Below are 18,310 nucleotides of genomic sequence, written 5' to 3'. Positions count from 1 at the left end.
GTGGGCGGTACGTGGCCACCGGTCGTCGGAGCCGCGGAGGCAGCGCCCATCACCGGGGCGCCGGCAGCGGCGGCGGGGCCCGCCACGGGCGCGGTCGTCGCGGCCGGGGCGTTCGTGCCGACAGGAGCGTTCGCCCAGGAGGGAGCGGGAGGTGCGCTCGCGGCATACGTCGTCGTGACGTGGTCGGGGCTCGCGGCGCCGGGGGCGGCCTGCCACGAGGCGTTGCGCTTGCCCTGCTCGTGGCGCCAGAAGAGCCACCCGACGATCGCGAGGGGGATGACGCCCCAGCCGATGAGGAAGCCGTTGTCGCCGAAGACGATCGCGGCGATGACGAGGAGGGCGATGACGGAGATGACGATCGCGCCCGTCGAGTCGGCGCCGTTCTGGCGGTCGAGCGCGTCACGGGCCATGATGCGGCCGCTCTCGTCCGGCAGGAGCAGCCAGGCGACGAGGTAGGCGACGATGCCGAACCCACCGAAGAGGGTGAGGGCGATGAACGCCGCGCGGATGAGGACCGGGTCGACATCCACCCGGCGGGCGATGCCGGAGCACACCCCGGCGAACCACTGGCGGGAGCGGTCGCGGCGGAGCCCGGTGGAGAGGATGTCGTCCCAGAACCTGTTGCCCTGCGGGCGGCCCTGGGAGTCGGCGCCGGTCTGCGCCTGGTGCGGTGTCTGCGTCATGTCATCCAGAGTGCTCGACCTGGATGTCCCCTGCCATGAGGGTCGACCCTGACGACTCCCTGAGGGGACCCCCACGACACCCCTGCAGGGGTCACGAGCACGGCGATCGTGCGTCAGGATGGAGTCGTGCCCACCCCCTACGAGCGCGTCACGTCGCCCGCGGACGTCCCCACCCCGGGGCGTCCGCCGCTGACCCGACCCCTCGACGGGCGCTGGGTGGGCGGGGTGTGCGTGGGCATCGCCGAGCACCTCGAGGTCAGCCGGCGGGCGGTCCACATCGTCTTCGTCGTGCTCGCGGTCCTCGGGCCGGGTTTGCCCATCTATCTCTTCCTCTGGGCGGTCACCCCGTCGAGCGACACCGTCGGGGGCCAGCGCGAGCCCGGCGCCCTGCGGGTGGTGAGCGGGCTCGGCGAGTCGCGCTGGGGGCTGTTCGTCGCCGCCGGCGCACTGCTCGTCCTCATCGGGGCCGTCGTGGGCCTCCAGCTCTCGGGTGTCGACGTGCGCGCCGGGGTGCTCCTGCCGCTCATCCTCATCGCCGTCGGCGTCACCGTCGCGTGGTCGCACCTCGACGACGCCGAGCGCACCAAGTGGCTCGGCACGCAGCAGCAGGACCGTGGCATGCTCTGGCTGCGCCTCGGGCTCGGCATCGTCGTCGCCGTCATCGGCATCCTCGTCCTCACTATCCGCGGCGGGTCGCTCGCCGAGATGGGTGACGCGCTGCTCGCGACGGTCGCCGTCCTCATCGGCTGCGCCCTCATCGCCGCGCCGTGGGTCGTCCGGCTCTGGCGTGACTACCGCGAGGAGCAGGAGGTCGCCGCCCGCGCCAACGAGCGTGCCGACATCGCCGCGCACCTCCACGACTCGGTGCTCCAGACCCTCGCGCTCATCCAGCGTCGCTCGCACGACCCCGCGTCGGTCACCCAGCTCGCCCGTGCCCAGGAGCGCGAGCTGCGCTCGTGGCTGTATGCCGGCCCCGCCGGTTCCGACGAGACCCTCGCCACCGCCGTCACCGCCGCCGCCCACGACGTCGAGGACCACAGCGGTGTCGTCATCGACCTCGTCGTCACCGGCGACCGGCCCCTCGAGGAGCACGGCACCGCGCTGGCTCGCGCGATGCGCGAGGCGATGCTCAACGCGACGCGGCACGGGAAGCCGCCGGTGACGGCATACGTCGAGATCGGTCCCACCGGGGTCGAGGCGTTCGTGCGCGACCGGGGCGACGGCTTCGAGATGGACGACGTCCCCGAGGACCGGCTCGGCGTGCGCAACTCGATCCTCGGCAGGATGGAACGACACGGCGGGACCGCCCGGGTCCGCCGCCGTGAGGACGGGACCGAGGTGGAGCTCACGCTGCCGCCTCTCGAAGGAGACGAGTGATGTCCACCCAGCCCAAGGCCCAGGGAACCGCGCCCGTGCGCGTCGTCCTCGTCGACGACCACCGGATGTTTCGCACCGGCGTGCGCAGCGAGCTCGCCGAGGAGGCCGGCGCGGCCATCGAGATCGTCGGCGAGGCGCCGGACGTCGAGTCGGCGGTCAAGGTCGTGCGCGAGACGCAGCCCGACGTCGTCCTCCTCGACGTCCACCTGCCCGGAGGCACGGGCAAGGGCGGGGCCGACGTCATCAACGGCTGCTTCGGAGTCGAGTCGCTGGCCGGTGCGCCGGTGCGCTTCCTCGCCCTGTCGGTCTCGGACGCCGCCGAGGACGTCATCGCCGTCATCCGGGCCGGCGCCCGCGGCTACGTCACCAAGACGATCACCGCCCGCGACCTCGGGACCGCGGTGCGCCGGGTGGCCGACGGCGACGCGGTCTTCTCGCCGCGGCTCGCGGGGTTCGTCCTCGACGCGTTCGGGGCGGCGGCCGGCGAGATCGCCGAGGTCGACGAGGAGCTCGACCGTCTCTCAGCGCGTGAGCGCGAGGTCATGCGGCTCATCGCCCGCGGCTACCAGTACAAGGAGGTCGCCAAGGAGCTCTTCATATCGGTGAAGACGGTCGAGACCCACGTCTCGTCGGTGCTCCGCAAGCTCCAGCTGTCGTCGCGCCACGAGCTCACGGCGTGGGCGATGGGGCGGCGTCTCGTCTGAACTGGGGCGCTAGATAGCCTCCGCGCATGGATGCCCTCAAGATCGTCGTTCTCGTCCTCCACCTCCTCGGCCTGCTCGCCATCGTCGGCAGCGTCGTGGTGAAGCGGGGCGTGCCGACGCCGGCCCTCGTCTGGGGCGCCCGGGCGCAGATCCTCACCGGACTGGCACTCGTCGGCATCAACGAGGCGGACGACGGCGACGTCAACCACACGAAGATCGCCGTCAAGCTGCTCGTCGCCCTCGGCGTCGCTGCGTGCGCGGAGATCGCCGCGGGTCGTCAGCGCCGCGGTCAGGGCAACCCCAACCTCGTCCACGCCGCGGGCGCGCTCGCGATCGTCAACACGCTCGTCGCGGTCCTCTGGGGCTGACGGCGCCGGGCCCGCGCCCGCCCTCGTCCCTCAGGGGACGAGGACGAGCTTGCCCTGCGTGCGGCGTCCCTCGAGGTCGTCGTATGCCGTCCGCGCGTCCTCGAGGGGGTAGCGCCCGCCCATCGTCACCTCCACGTCGCCGGACTCGATCCACTCGAAGAGCTCGGTCGTGCGCGCCCGCAGCTCGTCCGGGGTCGCGATGTAGGCGCCCAGGCTGGGCCGGGTGACGAAGAGCGAGCCCATCTTGTTGAGCCGCTGGAGGTCGAAGGGCGGGACCTGCCCGCTCGCGCCGCCGTAGAGCACCATGAGCCCGCGCGGCTTGAGCGAGGCAAGGGAGGCCTCGAAGGTGTCCTTGCCGACGCCGTCGTAGGCGACGTCGACACCGACCCCGTCGGTGAGCTCGCGCACGGCGGCGGCGAGGTCGTCGACCTGGGTGTAGTCGATGACCTCGTCGGCACCACGCTGCTTGGCCGTCTCGAGCTTCTCGGGCGAGCCGGCGGTGGCGATGACCCGGCCGCCGCGCATCTTGATCATCTGGGTGAGGAGCTGGCCGACGCCGCCGGCGGCGGCGTGGACGAGGGCCACGGTGCCCTGCTGGACGGCATACGTGCTCGTCGACAGGTAGTGCGCGGTGAGGCCCTGGAGCATCGCGGCGGCCGCGGTCTCGAGCTCGACGCCCGGCGGGACGTGGACGAGGTTCTTGGTGTCGACGGGCGCGTAGGCCTGCGAGGAGCCGAGCCCCTGCCCCCAGGCGACGCGGTCGCCGACGACGAAGTCGGTGACGCCCTCGCCGACGGCGACGACCTCGCCGGCGCCCTCGCTGCCGGAGACGAACGGGGTGGGGATCGGGTAGACGCCCTCGCGCTGGTAGGTGTCGATGAAGTTGACGCCCGCGGCGGCCACCCGCACGAGGACCTGTGCCGGACCGGGCTCGGGCAGCGGCTGGTCGCGCACCTCGAGGACGTCGGAGCCGCCGTTGCGGGGGACGACGAGGGCGGGGGCGGTCTCGGGCAGCGCGGAACCTGAGGTCATCACCTCAGGCTAGCGACGGGAGTCAGGCCGGGTGCAGGTGGACCTCGGTGGCCTTGACCGACAGCACGACGGCGCTGCCACGGCGCAGGCCGAGGTCGGCGACGGCCGGCGGCGTGATGTCGGCACTGAGCAGGTCGGTGCGCACCCGGACGAGCTGCCCGTGCGGCTCGAGGTCGGTGACGGTCGCGTCGAGGCTGTTGCGTGGGCTGCCGTGCGGCGGCTCGAGATGGACGCTCACGGCCGACGGCGAGACGACCGCCGACGCGGGGGCGCCGTCGACGAGATGGGTCTCGGCGATCCCGTGGAGGAGGCGGCCGTCGGGCATGCGGAGGTCGCCGGCGCTCGCGACGCCGCGCACGAGGTTGAGCCCGGCGAACCTCGCCCCGAAGTCGCTCGTCGGACGGCTGAGCACCCGCCCGGTCTCGCCCTCCTCGACGACACGGCCCTCGTGCATCACGGCGACCCGGTCGGCGAGCAGGGCGGCGTCGAGGACGTCGTGCGTGACGAGGACGGTCGTCCGGTCGTGGGTCACGCGGCGGAGCAGGTCGCGCACGTCGGGGGCCGACTCGACGTCGAGCGCGGCGAGCGGCTCGTCGACGAGCAGGACGTCGGGCTCGGTCGCGAGCGCGCGGGCGATCGCGACCCGCTGAGCCTGGCCTCCCGAGAGCTCGCGTGGCCGGCGGCGCTCGTATGCCGTCATCCCCACCTCCGCGAGCCAGTGCGCCGCGCGCTCGCGGGCCGCGGCTCGTCCCTCGCCGGAGGCGGTCGGGCCGAAGGCGACGTTGTCGAGGGCGCTGAGGTGGGGGAAGAGCCGGGCGTCCTGGGCGAGGAGCGCGATGCCGCGGCGGTGCGGGGGCACCCATGCGTGCGTTGTGGCGTCGGAGAGGGTGCGGTCGCCGAGCCGGACGGTCCCGGAGTCGGGTGTGACGAGCCCGGCCGCGGCAGCGAGGACGGTGGACTTGCCGGCGCCGTTGGGCCCGAGCAGGGCCAGCGTCTCGCCGGCGGCCACGGTGAGGTCGACGTCGACATCCCTCGCGTCGACGCCGACCCGCAGGTGCAGGGGAAGGGTCACGACACGACCCCGCCCACGGGCTCGCGCCGCGCTCGGGTGAGCCCGATGACGAGCACGGCGACGGCGACGAGGACGAGGCTCAGGGCGACCGCTGCCCGCGGGTCGCTCTCGCGCTGGAGGTAGATCTCGAGCGGCAGGGTGCGGGTCGTGCCCTGGAGGCTGCCCGCGAAGGTGATCGTCGCGCCGAACTCGCCGAGGCACCGGGCGAAGGCGAGGATCGTGCCCGAGACGAGGCCGGGGAGGGCGAGCGGCAGGGTCACCCGGCGGAAGACCGTCGTCGGCGCGGCACCGAGCGTCGCCGCGACCTCCTCGAAGCGCGTGCCGGCGGTCCGCAGCGCCCCTTCGAGGCTGAGCACGAGGAAGGGCATGGCGACGAAGGTCTGGGCGATGACGACGGCGGTCGTCGAGAACGCGACCTGGAGCCCGGCGACCTCGAGGGTCGAGCCGAGCAGCCCGCGCCGCCCGAACGCCTGGAGCAGGGCGATGCCGCCGACAACCGGCGGGATGACGAGCGGGACGAGGACGACCGACCGGAGCAGGGTCGCGGCCGTGCCCGAGGTCCGGGCGAGGACGACGGCGAGGGGGATGCCGAGCAGGAGGCAGAGCATGGTGCTCACCGCCGCGGTGCGAAGGCTGAGGAGCAGGGCGTCGGTCGACGCGTCGCTCGTGACGAGCGACCCGAAGCTGCCCCAGTCGACGCTCAGCGCCATCGCGACGACGGGGAGACCGACGAAGAGCGTGCCGAGGGCAGCCGGCACGAGCAGCCACCGCGGCAGGGCCAGGCTGGTCACGGAGCGTCCCGTCACGGGGCCCGGAACCCCGCGTCGGCGAGGACCTCCCCGCCCTCGGTGCCGGTGACGAGGGCGACGAACTCGGCGGCGAGGCCGGCGTCGGCCGCGTCGCGCAGCGCCGCGATGGGATAGGTGTTGACCACTGCGGCAGCCTCCGGCACGTCGATCCCGGTGACCTCGGAGCCGGCCGAGGCGACGTCGGTGACGTAGACGAGCCCGGCGTCGGCCTCGCCGGACCGGACCTTGCCGAGGACGTCCGTCACCGACTGCTCCTCGCTCACTGGCCGGATGTCGACGCCCGCCGCCTTCTCGAGCGCGGCGCTCGCGGCCCCGCACGGGACGGCCGGCGCGCAGAGGACGACCTGCGTGCCCGGCTTCGCCAGGTCGGCGAGCGTCCTCACCCCGGCCGGGTTGTCGGCGGGCACGACGACCTGGAGGGTGTTCGAGGCGAAGGGCTTCGGGTCGCCGGCGACGAGGGAGTCCTTCACGGCGTCGGCCATCGTCGGCTCGTTCGCCGTGGCGAGGACGTCGCCGGGCGCCCCCTCCGCGAGCTGGGCGACGAGGCCCGACGACCCGCCGAAGCTGAAGCGCACGGTGACGCCGGGGTGGGCGTCCTCGAAGATCCGGCCGAGCTCCTCGAACGGCCGCTGCAGCGAGGCCGCGGCGAAGACGGTGAGGTCGCGCGACGTCGTCACCTCGGGGTCGTCGCCGAGCGGCTCGACCGCGCCTCGGTCGCTCGTGCAGCCCGCAAGGGCGAGGAGGGCGGCGGTCACGACGACCGCGGAGGCCGCGCGGAACCCATGGGGCGAGCGGACGGCATACGACGTCGTCCGGAGGCTCCTCACGGGGTCTCCACGATGACGGTCGTCGACTTGACGACGGCGACGGCGACCGAGCCCGGCTCGAGCCCCAGCTCCCGGACGGCTTCGGACGACATGAGCGACACGACGCGGAAGGGTCCGCACTGGAGCTCGACCTGCGCCATGACGGTGTCCATCGTGATGTCGGTGACGAGGCCGACGAACCGGTTGCGGGCGCTGCGTCCGACGCTCGAGGGGTCGGCGACCGTCCGGGCCTGCTCGCGGGCGAGGAGGGCGACGGCGTGGCCGTCGACGACCTTGCGGCCGGCGTCGTCGGTGTCGGCGTCGAGGGCTCCGCTGTCGACCCAGCGGCGGACGGTGTCGTCGCTGACCCCGAGGAAGCGGGCGGCGTCGGCAAGGCGCATCTGCGGCATGAAGGCCACTCTAGACCCGCAGGTGCGGGGGAAAGTCCCGGTCAGGGACGCAGACTCGCGAGCACCGCGTCGAGCATGTCCGGGGTGAGCCGACCGGTGTAGGTGTTGTGCGGGCTCACGTGGAAGCAGCCGACGAGCCGGACGGGGTGGCCGGTCGGCGTGCGCAGCGTCGTCTCGACGGCATGGCCGAAGCGCGGTCGCGGTCGGGGCACGTCCCAGCCGAGGGTCGTCGCGGCCGCGAGCGCCCCGCGCCAGCCGATCTCGCCGAGCGTCATGATCACCCGCAGCCGGTCGCCGAGGAGGTCGAGGTCGCGTCCGAGCCAGGTCGCGCACGTCGCGCGCTCCGACGGCGTGGGCGCGTTCGCCGGGGGAGCGCACCGCACCGCCGCGACGATCCGTATGCCGTCCAGCTCGAGACCGTCGCCCGCCGCGACCGAGGTCGGCTGGTTCGCGTAGCCGGTGCGGTGGAGCGCGGCATAGAGGAAGTCACCCGAGGCGTCACCGGTGAACATGCGCCCGGTGCGGTTCGTGCCGTTGGCTGCCGGCGCGAGGCCGACGATGAGCGCGTCGGCGTCGGGGTCGCCGAACGACGGTCCCGGACGACCCCAGTAGGGCTGGTTGGCGAAGGAGGCGCGGCGGCCCTGTCTCGCAACGGTCTCGCGCCAGTCGACGAGTCTCGGGCAGGCCCGGCACACGGAGACGCGGGCGTCGACGTCGGCGAGCGTGGCGGACGAGGCGGCGAGCTCGGCCACGTCGGCGGGGGAGTGCGCGACGGGCGTGCGCGCGTCGGCGGGGTCGCGCGGCCATCCCGTTCCGGGTGGGACGGGGGAGAGGAAGGGTTCGCCCGTCATGGGGTGCGGGTCGGGGCCAACCCTCGCGACGCCGTCGTGGGCCGGGCTCATGCGCGAGTCAGGCGCAGGGCGCGGATCGGGCTCATGGTGCGGTGTCGTCGTCCTCGGCCTGGTCCTCGGGATCCGGCGGGGTGTCGGCGCCCTCCTTCTCGTCGCGCGCGGCCCACTCGAGCAGGGGCGAGATGTCGAAGACGGCGTCGTCGATGCCGTCATGGAGGTCGCCGATCTCGGCGAACCGCTTCGGGACCGTGGCGATCGTGCAGTCCTGCGGCTCGACGTCGTCGACCTCGTCCCAGCGGATCGGCGTCGAGACGGTGCCGGTCGGGTTGCCGCGCACGGAGTAGGCGCTCGCGATCGTGTGGTCCCGGGCGTTCTGGTTGTAGTCGACGAAGACCGCCTCGGGGTCGCGGTCCTTGCGCCACCACGTCGTCGTCACGTCCTCGGGCGCACGCCGCTCGACCTCGCGAGCGAAGGCGAGTGCGGCGCGCCGGACGTCCTTGAAGCCGTGGTCGGGCTTGATCCGGACATAGACGTGGAGCCCGTGTCCGCCGCTCGTCTTGGGCCACCCGGTGGCGCCGAGCTCGTCGAGGACCTCGTGCGCGACGTGGGCGACCCGGCGCACGCGGTCGAAGGGTGCGTCGGGCATGGGGTCGAGGTCGATGCGCCACTCGTCGGGCTTCTCGGTGTCGGCGCGCCGGCTGTTCCAGGGGTGGAACTCGACGGTGCTCATCTGCACCGCCCAGACGACGTGGGCGAGGTCGGTGGGGCACAGCTCGTCCGCGTGCAGTCCGTAGCGCGGGAAGTGCAGCCGCACCGTCTCGAGCCACGGCGGGGCGCCGCGCGGGACGCGCTTCTGGTGGACCTTGTCGCCGTCGACCCCGTCGGGGAACCGGTGGAGCATCGTGGGCCGCTCACGCAGCGCGTTGACGATGCCGTCGCCCACCGAGATGTAGTAGTTCGCGAGGTCGAGCTTGGTCTCGCCGCGCTCGGAGAAGTAGACCCTCTCCGGGCTCGAGAGACGGACCTCGTGGCCCGCCACGTCGAGGATCACCGGTTCGCCGAACTTCCCCTTGCTCGAGGCCATGCACGACACCGTATGCCGTCCGGCTCCAGTTCCGGTTCCCTTGCGACGCGGGTTGTCGAGGTCGTGAGGTGCTGGTGCTCAGAAGGGGAAGGCTGCGGGGTCCGTGGTGGCACTGGCGCCGGTGAACCGGTGAGCCATCTCGAGCGCGACAGTCCGGTGTCGTCCGGTGGTGTGGTCTCGCAGGTGTCCGCAGCCGAAGTCGGTGCGTGGCAGTGGTCCGGAAACCCGGTGGCCGCGGGCGTCCCAGGCCTCGGAGCGGGTGCGCCGTTGCAGTGGGATGGCCTTGTGGTCGAGAAGGGCTGCGAGCTCGTCCTCGAAGGTCGAGGGAGCTGCCGTGGCGGATGTACTACTCGGCACGCTGCGGGCCGCGGTGGCATGGCGGGGCGCGGAGCGGGGAGCAACGGCGAGGTGGAGGTGGTCCACGGGCCACGTGGTGGATGCGTGGTTCGTGGGGTCGTGCCACGTCACGCGGCCGTCGGGGCGCAGGTGCACACGCCAGCCGGCCCGTTGCTTGATCCGGTGGTGGTGGCGGCACAGCGCGATGAGGTTGCTCGGGCTGGTGGGTCCTGTGGGCCAAGGCCGGACGTGGTCGAGGTCGCACTGCCTCGCGGGGGTGGAGCATCCGGGGAAGCGGCAGCCGCCGTCGCGCAGCCGGACGAGCCGGGCCATCGCGGCGGGTATCCGGTAGGCCGCGCACTCGTCGCTGCCGGTGAAGCCGCCGAAGCGGCGGGTGCGACCGGAGGCCAAGGACGCAGGCACATCCCCGGACAGCAACGCGCCAGTGTCGGGGTCGCAGACCAGTTCGAGGTCCCGACGCGTCGACTTCTCGGTCGAGGTGTCGGCGTCGTCGACCCAGGCGCGGGGAAGGAACGTCGTGCCGGGCGCACCGAGCCCACCGACCTCCATCAACCCGTCGTCGGAGCCTGACGTGCCGGAGGGTGCGACAGGTGCCGCGTCAGCGCCGTCGCTGTCGTTGCCGGCGCGGGCATGGGTGGCGCCGGTCCTCGTCCCTGCGCGGGTGGGTTCGTCGGTGGCGGGTCGGGTGGTGTGGACGACGACGGACACGTCGCAGTGGTCCAGGACGAGCTCCATGAGGGCGTCGGCGCGAGCGACCTCGAGGGTGGGTGCGGATCCGTCGCGCACCTTGGTGCGGGCGAGCTCGGTGACCGCGGCCCACGCGGCGCGGGACTGTTCGACGAGGAACTCGCCTCGCCACGCGTCGGTGCCGTGGCTGCCGACTCTGCGGGTCAGTCCGCGGCGGGAGCGTTCGTCGTCGGCGTGGGCGGCGACGGCCTCGGGGTCGACGATCGCGGCTGCTCGGGCCAGGAGCTGGCGCAGCGGACCGACGGTCATCCCCGCCCAGCGCGGGCGGACCAGCGCCACGACCGCGGCCGCCGACTCGGCAGTCAGGAAGTCGGTGCCCTCGGTGACGACCGCGGCGCGCTGCTCGTCGAGGTCCCCGCGGGCCATGGCGTCGACGACGGACGGGGTGCGGGTTAGCTGGTCGATCGCGTGGCTCACCCGTCGAATGGCGACGTGCACCGACACCCCCATCCGGGGCGCGGCAAGCTCAGGGGCGTCCATGCGCTGGTAGCCGACGCCGTGGTGCACCTCGACCGTGGTGCCGTCCTCCTGCAGGTGCGGTTCACGTGCGGACAGGTGTGCCAGGGCGAGGGCCTGCCGCGCCGACGCGGCGTCCTTGTCGCGCTGGGCGGACTCGATGACGTCCAGGAGCTCCTCGGTGGTCAGCCCCGCGACCTGGCCCAGGAGCGCGGCATGCCGGCCCTCGTGGGTGTCAGGCGCAGCGGTGGCTTCCATGATCCAACGCTAGTCGAACACGCGTTCGACATCAAGGGTTCCGTGGGGAGTTCCGTTCTGCTGCAGGCGAACCTGACCCAGTGGTTCTCCGCAGTCCCGATCCGATGACTCCCCCATGGCAGTCGACAGTTCCCGTGGACGGCTCGGCAGCCGTGGAGCGGTCGGCCTTCTCCCGATCGTCCGTATGCCGGCAGCCCGTCCGAGCGCCCGCCCGCCGCCCCGCGGACGGGTCTGCGGTGTGGGTGCGACGACGTAGGGTTGGACCCGAGATGAGCACCCTTTTCGACGGCATGGACTTCGGTCACGCCGACTCCACCACGCGCCCCGACCACGCCCCCGCGACCGACCCGGCCACCCACGACAGCGCCCACGCCGCGCTCGTCAACGCAGCCGGCGTCCCGTCGTGGGCCGTGGCCGACGACGCCTCCGCCGAGCCGCCCGCGGCCCCGGCGTGGGGCGGGCGGGCGCAGGACCCGGAGGCGCTCCTCGAGGGCCTCAACGAGGAGCAGCGCGAGGCCGTCCTGCACGCCGGCAGCCCGCTCCTCATCATTGCCGGCGCCGGGTCGGGCAAGACCCGCGTGCTCACCCACCGCATCGCCCACCTGTTGGCCGCCCGTGGGGTGCAGCCCGGTCAGGTCCTCGCGATCACCTTCACCAACAAGGCCGCCGCCGAGATGCGTGAGCGGGTCGCCGACCTCGTCGGACCGCGCGCCAAGGCCATGTGGGTCATGACCTTCCACAGCGCGTGCGTCCGCATCCTGCGCCGCGAGGCCGACAAGGTCGGCATGAGGTCGACGTTCTCGATCTACGACGCCGCCGACAGCCAGCGCCTCATGTCGATGGTCATCCGTGACATGGACCTCGACCCCAAGCGCTACAACCCGCGCACGTTCAGCCACCAGGTCTCCAACCTCAAGAACGAGCTCATCGACGAGGAGACGTATGCCGCCCGCGTGGGCGGGGAGCCCAGCGCGGAGAACCCGGGTGGCACCCACACCGAGCGGCTGCTCGCAGAGGCCTACACGGCATACCAACGTCGTCTGCGGCAGGCGAACGCGCTCGACTTCGACGACATCATCATGCTCACGGTCCACATGTTCCAGGCGTTCCCGGACGTGGCCGAGCACTACCGGCGCCGGTTCCGGCACGTCATGGTCGACGAGTACCAGGACACCAACCACGCGCAGTACCAGCTCATCCGCGAGCTCGTCGGGCACGAGGGCAAGCGCACCGAGCACGGCGTCGAGCCGAGCGAGCTCGTCGTCGTCGGCGACGCCGACCAGTCGATCTATGCGTTCCGCGGGGCGACGATCCGCAACATCGTCGAGTTCGAGGAGGACTACCCGGACGCACGCACGATCCTCCTCGAGCGCAACTACCGCTCGACCCAGACGATCCTCACCGCCGCCAACGCCGTCATCTCGCGCAACGAGTCGCGACGCAAGAAGAACCTCTGGACCGACTCGGGTGCCGGTGCCCAGATCATCGGCTACGTCGGCGACAACGAGCACGACGAGGCGTCGTTCGTCGCGCGCAGCATCGACAGGCTCGGGGACGAGCACGGCACGAAGCCCGGCGACGTCGCCGTCTTCTACCGCACCAACGCGCAGTCGCGTGCACTCGAGGAGGTCTTCGTCCGGGTCGGCCTGCCCTACAAGGTCGTCGGCGGCACCCGGTTCTACGAGCGCCGCGAGGTCAAGGACGCCCTGGCCTACCTGCGCGTCCTGTCGAACCCGTCCGACACGGTCAACCTGCGACGCATCCTCAACGTGCCCAAGCGCGGCATCGGCGACCGGGCGGAGGCCGTCATCGCCGCTCTCGCCGAGCGCGAGCGCATCCCGTTCATCGCGGCCCTGGGGCGGCCCGAGGACGCCCCAGGCATCGCGACCCGCTCGATCGCGTCGATCAAGGCGTTCACCGCGCTTCTCGAGGACCTCGGCACCGTCCGTGACGACGACGAGGCCGGTGTCGCCGACCTGCTCGAGGCCATCGTCGAGAAGTCCGGCTACCTCGCCGAACTCCGCGCCAGCCACGACCCGCAGGACGAGACGCGCATCGAGAACCTCGCCGAGCTCGTGGCCGTCGCTCGCGAGTTCGACGAGGCCCGCGCCGAGACCGGCGAGGTCAACAGCCTCGAGGACTTCCTCGAGCGCGTCTCGCTCGTCGCCGACGCCGACGAGATCCCCGACTCCGCCGAGGCCGAGGAGCAGGGCGTCGTGACCCTCATGACGCTCCACACCGCCAAGGGCCTCGAGTTCCCCGTCGTCTTCCTCACCGGCATGGAGGACGGCACCTTCCCGCACCTGCGCTCGCTCGGCGACCCCAAGGAGCTCGAGGAGGAGCGGCGACTCGCCTATGTCGGGATCACGCGGGCGCGCGAGCGCCTCCACCTCTCACGGGCCGCCGTGCGCTCGGCCTGGGGCGCGCCGCAGTACAACCCGCCGAGCCGGTTCCTCGACGAGATCCCCGGCGACCTGCTCAGCTGGGAGCGCGAGCTCAGCGGCGCCGCCGCGATCGGGCACCGGGGCCAGCGACCAGCCGTCGCGTCGCTCGCGGCCCGTCCGGGTGTGCGCTCGCCGGGCAACCGTCCGATCATCCCGCTCTCGCCCGGCGACAAGGTCACCCACGACACCTTCGGGCTGGGCACCGTCGTCCGCACGATGGGCGAGGGCGACAAGACGCAGGCCGAGGTCGATTTCGGCGGCGACACCGGTGTCAAGCGCTTCCTGCTGCGCTTCGCCCCGCTCGAGAAGCTCTGACGCCGGTTCTCCGGGCCGCGAATGTCCGGCGCGCGCGGACCGCGGCACCCGGCCTACGGGCCGGAGGACGCCATACGGGCCGGAGGACGCCGAAGGGCGGCACCCCCGTCGGGTGCCGCCCTTCGCGACGTGTTGAGCCTCAGCTCACTGCAGGCCCTTCGCAGCCAGCCACGGTGCGGGGTTGACCGCGCCGCCGCCGTCCGGGTGGATCTCGAGGTGCAGGTGCGGCCCCGTGGAGCGACCGGTGTTGCCGGTCCGCCCGACGATGTCACCCGGCATGACGGACTCGCCGACGTGGGCGGAGTAGCTGTCCATGTGGGCGTAGTAGGACTCGGTGCCGTCCCAGTACTTGATGCGGACGAGCTTGCCCATGTTGCCGTGGTGGCCGACGAAGGTGACGGTGCCCTTGGACATGGCGCGCAGCGGCGTGCCGACCGCGGTGCCGAAGTCGTTGCCCCAGTGCATGCGTCCCCAGCGCATGCCGTAGCCCGACGTGAAGGTCGCGCCGGCGATGGGCATGACCCAGCGCTTGCCCTCGCGCTCGGCCTTGGCCTTGGCCGCGGCGGCAGCGGCCGCCTTGGCCTTGGCCGCCGCGGCGACCCTGGCGTTGTTGCGGGCGACCCGCTTCTGCTCGGTGACGCGACCCTGGATCGCCGCGGTCTGCAGCGCGACCTGCTGGCGGCGCGACGAGAGGTCGGCCTGGTCGGCGACCTCGGTCGCGGCCTGGTCACGGGCCGTCTGGGCCTGGGCCGCGGTCAGGTCGAGGGTGACCGGCGCGGACTCGGCAACGGATGCACCGGTGGCGGTGACGACCAGGGCCGCGGCAGCGGCGCTGGGCAACACGAAGCCCGGGTGCAGGGCGCGGGAGACTCGGCTTGTCGCAGGTTTGCGATGCCGGCCACGGTGACGCCCCTCGTAGGGGGTACTCAAGGCAGGGAAACCTCACGTGCAGGGGACACGGGAGCGACCACCGTACCGTGACCTGACCGTTATCCAAACCCGAGTGTGGATCTTGGGATCGAGGCAACGCGTGAGAGCCCGTGTTTCCGGGCTCTCACCACGATGTTTGCGTCACGATGTGACGCGCGTCACTTTCCCGACGATGCCGTATGCCGTCCGCCCACCCGCGTCGAACGTCGCGCACCGCTGTCGGACCTGTCGCGCGGGGCGAGCGGGGTGACGCCCGGCGTCACCGTCGCACCGTCGTGGTCGAGCTCGGCGAGGGCGGTCGAGATGCCGTGGACGACGTCACCGACGACCGCGAGCGAGATGTGCCCGACGCCGTGCAGGCGGATGTTGCGGACGGAGAGGTCGGGGTGGCGCAGCGCGCCGCTGCCCTGCGGGACGATGACGAGGTCGCTGTCGGACCAGTAGCAGATGAACCGTGTCGTGCAGCCGGTCGCGGGCTCCTCGAGCTCGCGGATGAGGCCGCTGCCGGGGCGCATCTGGGCGGTGAGCCGCGTCGGTGACGCGTAGGCGGCATACGTGCCCTGGTGGGGCGTGCCGAGCGTGACGAGCGTGTGGACGCGTTCGTCGCCCCCGAGCCGGGTGACGTAGTAGCGCGCGATGAGGCCGCCGAGGCTGTGGCCGACGACGTGGATCTTCTCGTAGCCGGTCTCGGCGACGATCGCCTCGATCTCCTCGCCGAGCTGCGCGGCGGCGGTGCGGACGTCGGCGGTGAACGGCGAGTAGTTCATGGCATAGATCGAGCCGAAGCCGCGGCGGGTGAGCCCACGGCGGAGCAGGGTGAAGATCGACCGGTTGTCGATGATCCCGTGCACGAGGAGGATCGGCGTCCCGGCCGCCTCGACGTTGGAGATGAGCAGGCCGCGCTGGACCGGGGCGAGGTGCTCGATGCGGTAGCCACGGCGGCCGTCGGCCTTCTCCTGGAAGATCCCGAGCGGGTAGGTCGCGAGATGGGTCGTCATCCACGCCGTCTCGATGGCCATGCCGACCATGGCGCGCGGGGTGAGGAGCGGGCCCAGGCTCCGGGCGGCGGCCGTGGCCGATCCGAGGGCGCGGCGGGCGCGCCCCATCGTCGACGTCCGCTGGTCCGCGGGGTGCATCCACATCGAGGCATCCATGGTGGATTCACCGTACTTCGCGCGGGAGCCGGTTGGCGGTGTCGTGCGAATCACCGTTGTCGCCGTGTCCGGATCGAGACCCGCGGAGGATGGCGCCCTCGCGGCGGCGCTAGAGTCGGCCCGAACGGACCAGTGGTCACCCCAAATGAACGCGTGAGGACGGGAACGAATCCGTGGACCTTTTCGAGTACCAGGCACGAGATGTGTTCGAGAAGCACGGTGTACCCGTGCTGGCAGGCGCAGTCGCCACCACCGCCGAGGAGGCCCGCGCGGCCGCCGAGACGATCGGCACTAAGAGCGGCGGCGTCAGCGTCGTCAAGGCCCAGGTCAAGACGGGCGGGCGTGGCAAGGCCGGCGGCGTCAAGGTCGCCAAGTCGGCTGACGAGGCCGAGCAGCTGGCCGGCGAGATCCTCGGCATGGACATCAAGGGCCACACGGTCCACCAGGTGATGATCGCCCAGGGCGCGCAGATCGCCGAGGAGTACTACTTCTCCATCCTGCTCGACCGCACGAACCGCTCCTACCTCGCGATGTGCAGCAAGGAGGGAGGCATGGACATCGAGCAGCTCGCCGTCGAGCGTCCCGAGGCCCTCGCGCGCATCGCCGTCGACCCCAACGTCGGCATCGACACCGCCAAGGCCCAGGAGATCGTCGACGCGGCCGGCTTCGACGCCGAGACCGGCGCCGCGATCGTCCCCGTCCTCGAGAAGCTGTGGGCGGTCTACCGCGACGAGGACGCGACGCTCGTCGAGGTCAACCCGCTCGTCAAGGACAACGACGGCAACATCGTCGCCCTCGACGGCAAGGTCACGCTCGACGAGAACGCAGAGTTCCGTCACGAGGAGCACGCGGCGCTCGAGGACAAGGCCGCGGCCGACCCGCTCGAGGCCAAGGCCAAGGCCAAGGGCCTCAACTACGTCAAGCTCGACGGCGAGGTCGGCATCATCGGCAACGGCGCCGGGCTCGTCATGAGCACCCTCGACGTCGTCGCCTACGCCGGTGAGCAGCACGGCGTGAAGCCCGCGAACTTCCTCGACATCGGTGGCGGCGCCAACGCGCAGGTCATGGCAGACGGCCTCGACGTCATCCTCGGCGACGAGCAGGTTCGCGCCGTCTTCGTCAACGTCTTCGGCGGCATCACCGCGTGCGACGAGGTCGCCAACGGCATCAAGGGCGCGCTCGAGATCCTCGGCGACGCCGCCACGAAGCCGCTCGTCGTGCGCCTCGACGGCAACAACGTCGAGCAGGGCCGGGCGATCCTCGACGAGCTCGCCCACCCGCTCGTGACCCAGGTCGACACGATGGACGGCGCCGCGGCCAAGGCCGCCGAGCTCGCCGCTTCCAAGTGACCGCTGACAGCTGACGAACGCAAAGGAACAGCGACACACATGTCCATCTACCTCAACGCTGACAGCAAGATCATCGTCCAGGGCATGACCGGCGGCATGGGCTCCAAGCACACCGCCCTCATGCTCGACGCCGGTGCCGACATCGTCGGTGGCGTCAACGCCCGCAAGGCCGGCACGACCGCCGAGATCGGCGGCAAGGAGCTGCCCGTCTTCGGCTCGGTCAAGGAGGCCATGGAGGCCACCGGCGCCAACGTCTCGGTCGCCTTCGTCCCGCCGCCCTTCGCCAAGGACGCCGCCATCGAGGCGATCGACGCCGAGATCCCGCTGCTCGTCGTCATCACCGAGGGCATCCCGGTCAAGGACACCGCCGAGTTCTTCAACTACTCGATCGGCAAGAAGACCCGGATCATCGGCCCGAACTGCCCGGGCATCATCACGCCGGAGGAGTCGCTCGCCGGCATCACGCCGCACACCATCGCGGGCAAGGGCCCGGTCGGCCTCGTCTCGAAGTCGGGCACGCTGACCTACCAGATGATGTACGAGCTGCGTGACTACGGCTTCTCGACGGCCATCGGCATCGGCGGCGACCCGATCGTCGGCACGACGCACATCGACGCGCTCGAGGCCTTCGAGGCCGACCCCGAGACGAAGGCGATCGTCATGATCGGCGAGATCGGCGGCGACGCCGAGGAGCGGGCCGCGGCCTACATCAAGGAGCACGTCACGAAGCCGGTCGTCGGCTACGTCGCCGGCTTCACCGCGCCCGAGGGCAAGACCATGGGCCACGCAGGCGCCATCGTCTCCGGCTCCTCCGGCACGGCGCAGGCCAAGAAGGAGGCCCTCGAGGCCGCCGGCGTCAAGGTCGGCAAGACGCCGTCCGAGACGGCCGCGCTCATGCACGAGATCCTCAAGGGGATGGGGCTCGAGCCGCGTTCCTGACGCGTCCACGCACCGCGAGCGGGCGGCATACCGAGAAGGCTTCGGTGTGCCGCCCGCTCGCCTGTGCGACCCTGCCGGGGTCAGCGCCGTGCTCGGCCACGACGACGGATGCGCGGAGGCCAGAGCGTCGCATTCGCCCCGGCCCGGCGTGTGCGGCCGGGTCAT

The 18,310-nt window shown here is 72.2% G+C and carries 17 protein-coding genes; 6 read left to right on the top strand and 11 right to left on the bottom strand.

Annotated elements, in window-relative coordinates; genetic code table 11:
- The coding region (locus N798_RS05255; RefSeq protein WP_035946811.1) for a PspC domain-containing protein at window positions 1–683 on the bottom strand (683 nt) is incomplete at its 3' end.
- Window positions 684–809: 126 nt separating this feature from the next.
- Here N798_RS05255 and N798_RS05250 point away from each other — a divergent pair.
- Genes N798_RS05250 through N798_RS05240 form a run of 3 tightly spaced genes read left to right on the top strand, consistent with a single transcriptional unit; the run spans window position 810 to window position 3,132 of the window.
- Window positions 810–2,060: an ATP-binding protein gene (locus N798_RS05250; protein WP_229708576.1), complete on the top strand. Its 1,251-nt coding sequence runs from the start codon at window positions 810–812 to the stop codon at window positions 2,058–2,060.
- The gene (locus N798_RS05245; RefSeq protein ID WP_035946810.1) at window positions 2,060–2,764 is read left to right on the top strand and encodes a LuxR C-terminal-related transcriptional regulator; all 705 of its coding nucleotides are present in this window, start codon (window positions 2,060–2,062) and stop codon (window positions 2,762–2,764) included. Before N798_RS05250 ends, N798_RS05245 begins: the two co-directional genes overlap by 1 nt.
- A gap of 26 nt (window positions 2,765–2,790) precedes the next feature.
- On the top strand, window positions 2,791–3,132 hold the full coding sequence (locus N798_RS05240) for a hypothetical protein (RefSeq protein WP_035946808.1): 342 nt from the start codon (window positions 2,791–2,793) through the stop codon (window positions 3,130–3,132).
- Between the two features lie 30 nt (window positions 3,133–3,162).
- On the opposite strand, the gene N798_RS05235 is transcribed toward N798_RS05240, so the two are convergent.
- From N798_RS05235 to N798_RS05200, 8 genes are all read right to left on the bottom strand, one after another.
- Window positions 3,163–4,164, bottom strand: a complete 1,002-nt coding sequence (locus N798_RS05235; RefSeq protein ID WP_052116941.1) for a quinone oxidoreductase family protein — start codon at window positions 4,162–4,164, stop codon at window positions 3,163–3,165.
- 22 nt (window positions 4,165–4,186) lie between these two features.
- Window positions 4,187–5,236, bottom strand: coding sequence for a sulfate/molybdate ABC transporter ATP-binding protein (locus N798_RS05230; protein WP_052116940.1), 1,050 nt, complete (start codon window positions 5,234–5,236; stop codon window positions 4,187–4,189).
- Window positions 5,233–6,027 (bottom strand): ABC transporter permease, encoded by a 795-nt coding sequence (locus tag N798_RS05225; protein WP_035946845.1) that lies wholly within the window; start codon window positions 6,025–6,027, stop codon window positions 5,233–5,235. Before N798_RS05225 ends, N798_RS05230 begins: the two co-directional genes overlap by 4 nt.
- Window positions 6,028–6,038: 11 nt before the next feature.
- Window positions 6,039–6,872 (bottom strand): molybdate ABC transporter substrate-binding protein, encoded by an 834-nt coding sequence (gene modA / locus N798_RS05220; RefSeq protein WP_229708579.1) that lies wholly within the window; start codon window positions 6,870–6,872, stop codon window positions 6,039–6,041.
- Window positions 6,869–7,261: a TOBE domain-containing protein gene (locus N798_RS05215; protein ID WP_035946842.1), complete on the bottom strand. Its 393-nt coding sequence runs from the start codon at window positions 7,259–7,261 to the stop codon at window positions 6,869–6,871. The genes modA and N798_RS05215 overlap by 4 nt, the downstream gene beginning before the upstream one ends.
- 41 nt (window positions 7,262–7,302) lie before the next feature.
- Window positions 7,303–8,112, bottom strand: coding sequence for a uracil-DNA glycosylase (locus N798_RS05210; protein WP_035946805.1), 810 nt, complete (start codon window positions 8,110–8,112; stop codon window positions 7,303–7,305).
- 82 nt (window positions 8,113–8,194) lie between these two features.
- Window positions 8,195–9,196: a non-homologous end-joining DNA ligase gene (gene ligD / locus N798_RS05205; RefSeq protein WP_035946804.1), complete on the bottom strand. Its 1,002-nt coding sequence runs from the start codon at window positions 9,194–9,196 to the stop codon at window positions 8,195–8,197.
- A 78-nt stretch (window positions 9,197–9,274) separates the two neighbouring features.
- Window positions 9,275–11,014 (bottom strand): HNH endonuclease signature motif containing protein, encoded by a 1,740-nt coding sequence (locus tag N798_RS05200; protein ID WP_035946803.1) that lies wholly within the window; start codon window positions 11,012–11,014, stop codon window positions 9,275–9,277.
- A gap of 269 nt (window positions 11,015–11,283) precedes the next feature.
- On the opposite strand from N798_RS05200, the gene pcrA reads away from it, so the two are divergent.
- A complete protein-coding gene (gene pcrA / locus N798_RS05195) occupies window positions 11,284–13,773 on the top strand; it encodes a DNA helicase PcrA (RefSeq protein WP_035946801.1) in 2,490 nt (829 codons plus the stop codon).
- Between the two features lie 144 nt (window positions 13,774–13,917).
- On the opposite strand, the gene N798_RS05190 is transcribed toward pcrA, so the two are convergent.
- Window positions 13,918–14,616 carry a M23 family metallopeptidase gene (locus N798_RS05190; RefSeq protein WP_052116938.1) on the bottom strand — a complete coding sequence of 233 codons (699 nt, stop codon included), beginning with the start codon at window positions 14,614–14,616 and terminating at the stop codon, window positions 13,918–13,920.
- Window positions 14,617–14,861: 245 nt separating this feature from the next.
- Entirely contained in the window at window positions 14,862–15,857 is a 996-nt protein-coding gene (locus N798_RS05185) for an esterase/lipase family protein (RefSeq protein ID WP_229708599.1), read from the bottom strand.
- 173 nt (window positions 15,858–16,030) lie between these two features.
- Here N798_RS05185 and sucC point away from each other — a divergent pair, with 173 nt between their 5' ends.
- Window positions 16,031–17,206 (top strand): ADP-forming succinate--CoA ligase subunit beta, encoded by a 1,176-nt coding sequence (sucC, locus tag N798_RS05180; protein ID WP_035946800.1) that lies wholly within the window; start codon window positions 16,031–16,033, stop codon window positions 17,204–17,206.
- Window positions 17,207–17,245: 39 nt separating this feature from the next.
- On the top strand, window positions 17,246–18,145 hold the full coding sequence (sucD, locus tag N798_RS05175) for a succinate--CoA ligase subunit alpha (protein WP_035946798.1): 900 nt from the start codon (window positions 17,246–17,248) through the stop codon (window positions 18,143–18,145).
- Window positions 18,146–18,310: the final 165 nt, after the last annotated feature.

Source organism: Knoellia flava TL1 (assembly GCF_000768675.1).
GTDB classification, from domain to species: domain Bacteria; phylum Actinomycetota; class Actinomycetes; order Actinomycetales; family Dermatophilaceae; genus Knoellia; species Knoellia flava.
The sequence above is the reverse complement of the archived record's forward strand: the minus strand, read 5'-3'. Positions and strand labels throughout refer to the sequence as shown.

Excerpts from the sequence above, each read along its gene's own strand:
- N798_RS05245 (WP_035946810.1), top strand. The coding sequence starts at position 2,060 with ATGTCCACCCAGCCCAAGGCCCAGGGAACCGCGCCCGTGCGCGTCGTC.
- N798_RS05240 (WP_035946808.1), top strand. The coding sequence starts at position 2,791 with ATGGATGCCCTCAAGATCGTCGTTCTCGTCCTCCACCTCCTCGGCCTG.
- N798_RS05235 (WP_052116941.1), bottom strand. The coding sequence starts at position 4,164 with ATGACCTCAGGTTCCGCGCTGCCCGAGACCGCCCCCGCCCTCGTCGTC.
- N798_RS05215 (WP_035946842.1), bottom strand. The coding sequence starts at position 7,261 with ATGCCGCAGATGCGCCTTGCCGACGCCGCCCGCTTCCTCGGGGTCAGC.
- N798_RS05210 (WP_035946805.1), bottom strand. The coding sequence starts at position 8,112 with ATGACGGGCGAACCCTTCCTCTCCCCCGTCCCACCCGGAACGGGATGG.
- ligD (WP_035946804.1), bottom strand. The coding sequence starts at position 9,196 with ATGGCCTCGAGCAAGGGGAAGTTCGGCGAACCGGTGATCCTCGACGTG.
- N798_RS05200 (WP_035946803.1), bottom strand. The coding sequence starts at position 11,014 with ATGGAAGCCACCGCTGCGCCTGACACCCACGAGGGCCGGCATGCCGCG.
- pcrA (WP_035946801.1), top strand. The coding sequence starts at position 11,284 with ATGAGCACCCTTTTCGACGGCATGGACTTCGGTCACGCCGACTCCACC.
- N798_RS05185 (WP_229708599.1), bottom strand. The coding sequence starts at position 15,857 with ATGGATGCCTCGATGTGGATGCACCCCGCGGACCAGCGGACGTCGACG.
- sucD (WP_035946798.1), top strand. The coding sequence starts at position 17,246 with ATGTCCATCTACCTCAACGCTGACAGCAAGATCATCGTCCAGGGCATG.